General features: G+C 58.8%; 2 protein-coding genes and 1 pseudogene. 2 read left to right on the top strand and 1 reads right to left on the bottom strand.

Annotation, left to right across the window (positions count from 1 at the left end; all coding sequences use genetic code 11):
- Positions 1-458: 458 nt before the first annotated feature.
- Together istA and istB are read left to right on the top strand one after the other, a co-directional pair.
- Entirely contained in the window at positions 459-1,973 is a 1,515-nt protein-coding gene (gene istA, locus WLY71_RS30010; RefSeq protein WP_347806463.1) for an IS21 family transposase, read from the top strand.
- Positions 1,974-1,992: 19 nt separating this feature from the next.
- Complete coding sequence (istB, locus tag WLY71_RS30015; RefSeq protein ID WP_347806464.1) at positions 1,993-2,748, top strand: IS21-like element ISPre4 family helper ATPase IstB; 756 nt, start codon at positions 1,993-1,995, stop codon at positions 2,746-2,748.
- A 52-nt stretch (positions 2,749-2,800) separates the two neighbouring features.
- Here istB and WLY71_RS30020 read toward each other — a convergent pair.
- A pseudogene (locus WLY71_RS30020) lies at positions 2,801-3,620 on the bottom strand (IS256 family transposase); the annotation flags it as partial.
- Positions 3,621-3,796: the final 176 nt, after the last annotated feature.

Here is a 3,796-nt window from a genome sequence, read left to right on the forward strand (position 1 = left end):
CTGGGGGGGATTCGTGGACTCATAAACACTCCATGATGAGTGGAAAAAGGTAAAAAAGAAAAACAGGCGCGCAGGTGGTGACGGTCATGGTTGGGTGGTTATAGGAACATAAGAGTTCCCCTATCGAGGGTGTCAGTTTTTTTGTGTGCGGGCCGGTAACGGCCTGCCGTCAGACAGACCTTCATTTTAATAGCTCGGCCTGGTGAATCGATCTCCGTACAAAATCGCAAACTGGGGATTCCACGCGCACTTGGACACCCATTCCACGAACACTTGGACAGCGATTCCACGCTGACTTGGACACTCATTCCACGGACACTTGGACACTGATTCCACGCGCACTTGGACAGTGATTTTCCACTGATCCATCCCATGCTCAGGCAGGCAACGACGCAAGGTTATTCACTACCATCGACCTCTTTTTTCGAAGCGAAGGGGTCGTCGTGGAGCGTTTATCCATGCGTAAAATCCGAGAGGTACTACGCCTAAAGTTCGACGCCGGCCTGTCCGTGCGTAAGATTGCCATTAGCCTTCGCATCAGCAGCGGCAGTGCCGGCAATTACCTGCACCGCTTCAACGCTTGCGGGCTGACTTGGCCGACATTGTTGTCGGACGCTGAACTGGAGCGATGCCTGTTCCCGCCAGCACCGACAATTCCCAGTGATCAACGCCCGATGCCTGACTGGACATGGGTGCATGCCGAGTTGCGCCGCCCCGGCGTAACCCTGGCTCTGCTTTGGCAGGAGTACCGGCTCAGCCACCCGCAAGGCTTCCAATACAGCTGGTACTGCGAGCACTACCGTCTCTGGGCCGCCAAGGTCGACGTGGTCATGCGTCAGGAACATCGCGCAGGCGAAAAACTGTTCGTCGACTACGCCGGCCAGACCGCGCCGGTCATCGACCGACAGACCGGTGAAATCCGTCAAGCCCAGATCTTCGTTGCCGTACTAGGCGCGTCCAGCTACACCTTTGCCGAGGCCACCTGGTCGCAGCAACTGCCTGACTGGCTCGGCTCGCACGCTAGGTGCTTCGCTTTTCTCGGTGGGACATCGGAGATCCTGGTGCCGGACAATCTGCGCAGCGGCGTCACCAAAGCGCATCGCTACGAGCCGGACATCAACCCCAGCTACCGTGATCTGGCCGAGCATTACGGCGTTGCCGTGCTGCCTGCCCGATCCCGCAAACCCAAGGACAAAGCCAAGGTAGAAGTCGGCGTGCAGGTCGTCGAGCGCTGGATCCTCGCGGCCCTGCGCAACCGCCAGTTTTTCTCCTTGGGCGAACTCAACACGGCCATCGGCGTGCTGCTCGAACGCCTCAACCAACGACCCTTCAAGAAGCTGCCTGGCTCGCGTCGCTCGACCTTCGAGGCCATTGACCAACCCGCGCTGCAACCGCTGCCGGAACACCCGTACGTCTACGCCGAATGGAAAAAAGTAAGGGTGCACATCGACTACCACGTCGAGGTCGACGGCCACTACTACTCGGTGCCGTACCAACTGGTGAAGCGCCAGCTCGAAGTGCGCCTGACCGCGCAGACCGTTGAGTGCTTCCACGCCAACCAGCGCGTCGCCAGCCACCGGCGCTCGCCACACAAAGGCCGCCACACCACGCAGATCGAGCACATGCCCAAGAGCCACCGCGAACACGCTGAGTGGACGCCGCAACGGCTGATCCGCTGGGCAGAGCAAACCGGGCCGAACACCGCCGGCGTCATCGCCTACATCCTCGAACGGCGAATCCATCCGCAGCACGGCTTCCGCGCCTGCCTGGGCATCCTGCGCCTGGGCAAACATCACGGCGAAGAGCGGCTGGAAGCCGCTTGCCAGCGCGCCCTGGCGCTGGGCGCATGCAGTTACAAGAGCCTCGAATCGATCCTGCGCCAAGGCCTGGAACGCCTACCGCTGGGCCAGCAAAACCTGCCGTTGCTGCCCGACGAACACATCAACCTGCGTGGCCCCGGCTACTACCACTGACCTAAAAAGGAGCACCAAAATGCTACCCAACCCGACCCTGGATAAACTGCAAACCCTGCGCCTGCACGGCATGGTCAAAGCCTTGAGCGAGCAGCACGCAACACCGGACATCAACGACATCGGCTTCGATGAGCGCCTGGGGCTGATGGTCGATCGTGAGCTGACCGAGCGTGAAAACGCACGCCTGACCACCCGCCTCAAAGCAGCGCGGCTGCGCCACAACGCCTGCCTGGAAGACATCGATTACCGCAGCCCACGCGGCCTGGACAAATCCCTGATCCTGCAACTGGGCAGCGGCCAATGGTTGCGCGACGGTCTGAACCTGATCATCGGCGGCCCCACCGGCGTGGGCAAAACCTGGCTCGCCTGCGCGCTGGCCCACAAGGCCTGCCGGGACGGCTACAGCGTGCGCTACCTGCGTTTGCCGCGTCTGCTGGAAGAACTGGGGCTCGCTCACGGCGACGGGCGCTTCGCCAAGCTCATGGCGGGTTATGCCAAAACCGACCTGCTAATCCTGGATGACTGGGGACTGGCGCCGTTTACCGCACCGCAACGGCGCGACATGTTGGAGCTGCTGGACGACCGCTACGGGAACCGCTCGACACTGGTCACCAGCCAGATGCCGGTGGACAAATGGCATGCGCTGATCGGCGATCCGACCTTGGGCGATGCGATCCTCGACCGTCTGGTGCACAACGCTTATCGCATCGAACTGAAGGGCGAATCACTGCGCAGGCGCGCGACGAAATTGACTGTAACCGGGACTTCAGACTAACAATGCAAACCTGCGTCGCTGCGCTCCGACTGCCTGTCCAAGTGGACGTGGATCAGGTGTCCAAGTGAGCGTGGAACGAGTGTCCAAATGATGGTGGACTGGGTGTCCAAGTGTCGTGGAATCCGCACGCAAACTGATTCATGGCGCTCTTCCAGTAGTGGGCCGCACTGCCCCAATTGGCAGTGTGCAAGCCAAATCAACTTCGTCGCAGCTTCATCAGTCGGAAAGTGGCATCTTGTCTTGATGATCTTGCGCAACTGGGTATTGATGTCTCGATGGCGTTGGTGGTGTAGATCACTTTTCGTATGGCTGGCGGGAAAACGAAAAATGGGATGACTCTGTCTCAGGCGCATCTCCAGGCCGCATCCACCGTTGGATATTGCTTGCCCCATGACCCAGCCTCGAACGCAGCTAAAGCTTGCTCGGCAACTTCAGCGTTGAGCGCTTGATAAATCGGCTTTGGCGCATTGGCCAGCTCACGACGCTTGTCCCAAGCCGCGTAAGCAACGCCGTTGCGGATCAAGTGGACGATACAACTGTAACGTCGTCTCAGGGAACACCGCACTCAAGGCTTCTGGCATTCCTTTTAGACCATCAGTGACTGCGATCAAAACGTGTTCGACGCCTCGGGTCTTGAGGTCATTGAAGACCTTCATCCAGAACTTGGCGCCCTCGTAGTTTCAATCCAGATGCCCAAAATATCTCGGGCACCGTCCGCAATACACCCCGTCTGTAAAACGGCGTTCGTGCTTGGGGATTAGAATCGGAGCAAAGCTGCCATCGCGGTCTCTAGGGATGTCCAGGCGCAGTGGGCCATCATCGGTGAGCACGGTCTTGCCGCTTTTGCCGTTGCACTGGTTGCTCGAATCCTGGTCGGCATACATGTTCAACATGTATGCCCGAACACAAAATTTATGACATTCCCGATAGGTTGGAACTCTTATGTTCCTATAACCACCCAACCATGACCGTCACCACCTGCGCGCCTGTTTTTCTTTTTTACCTTTTTCCACTCATCATGGAGTGTTTATGAGTCCACGAATCCCCC

It is taken from the genome of Pseudomonas rossensis (assembly GCF_039888995.1).
In the GTDB taxonomy this organism is placed as follows: Bacteria; Pseudomonadota; Gammaproteobacteria; order Pseudomonadales; family Pseudomonadaceae; genus Aquipseudomonas; species Aquipseudomonas rossensis.

What these genes read in the sequence shown, in the direction of transcription:
- istB (WP_347806464.1), top strand. Translation starts at nt 1,993, where the DNA reads ATGCTACCCAACCCGACCCTGGATAAACTGCAAACCCTGCGCCTGCAC.
- istA (WP_347806463.1), top strand. Translation starts at nt 459, where the DNA reads ATGCGTAAAATCCGAGAGGTACTACGCCTAAAGTTCGACGCCGGCCTG.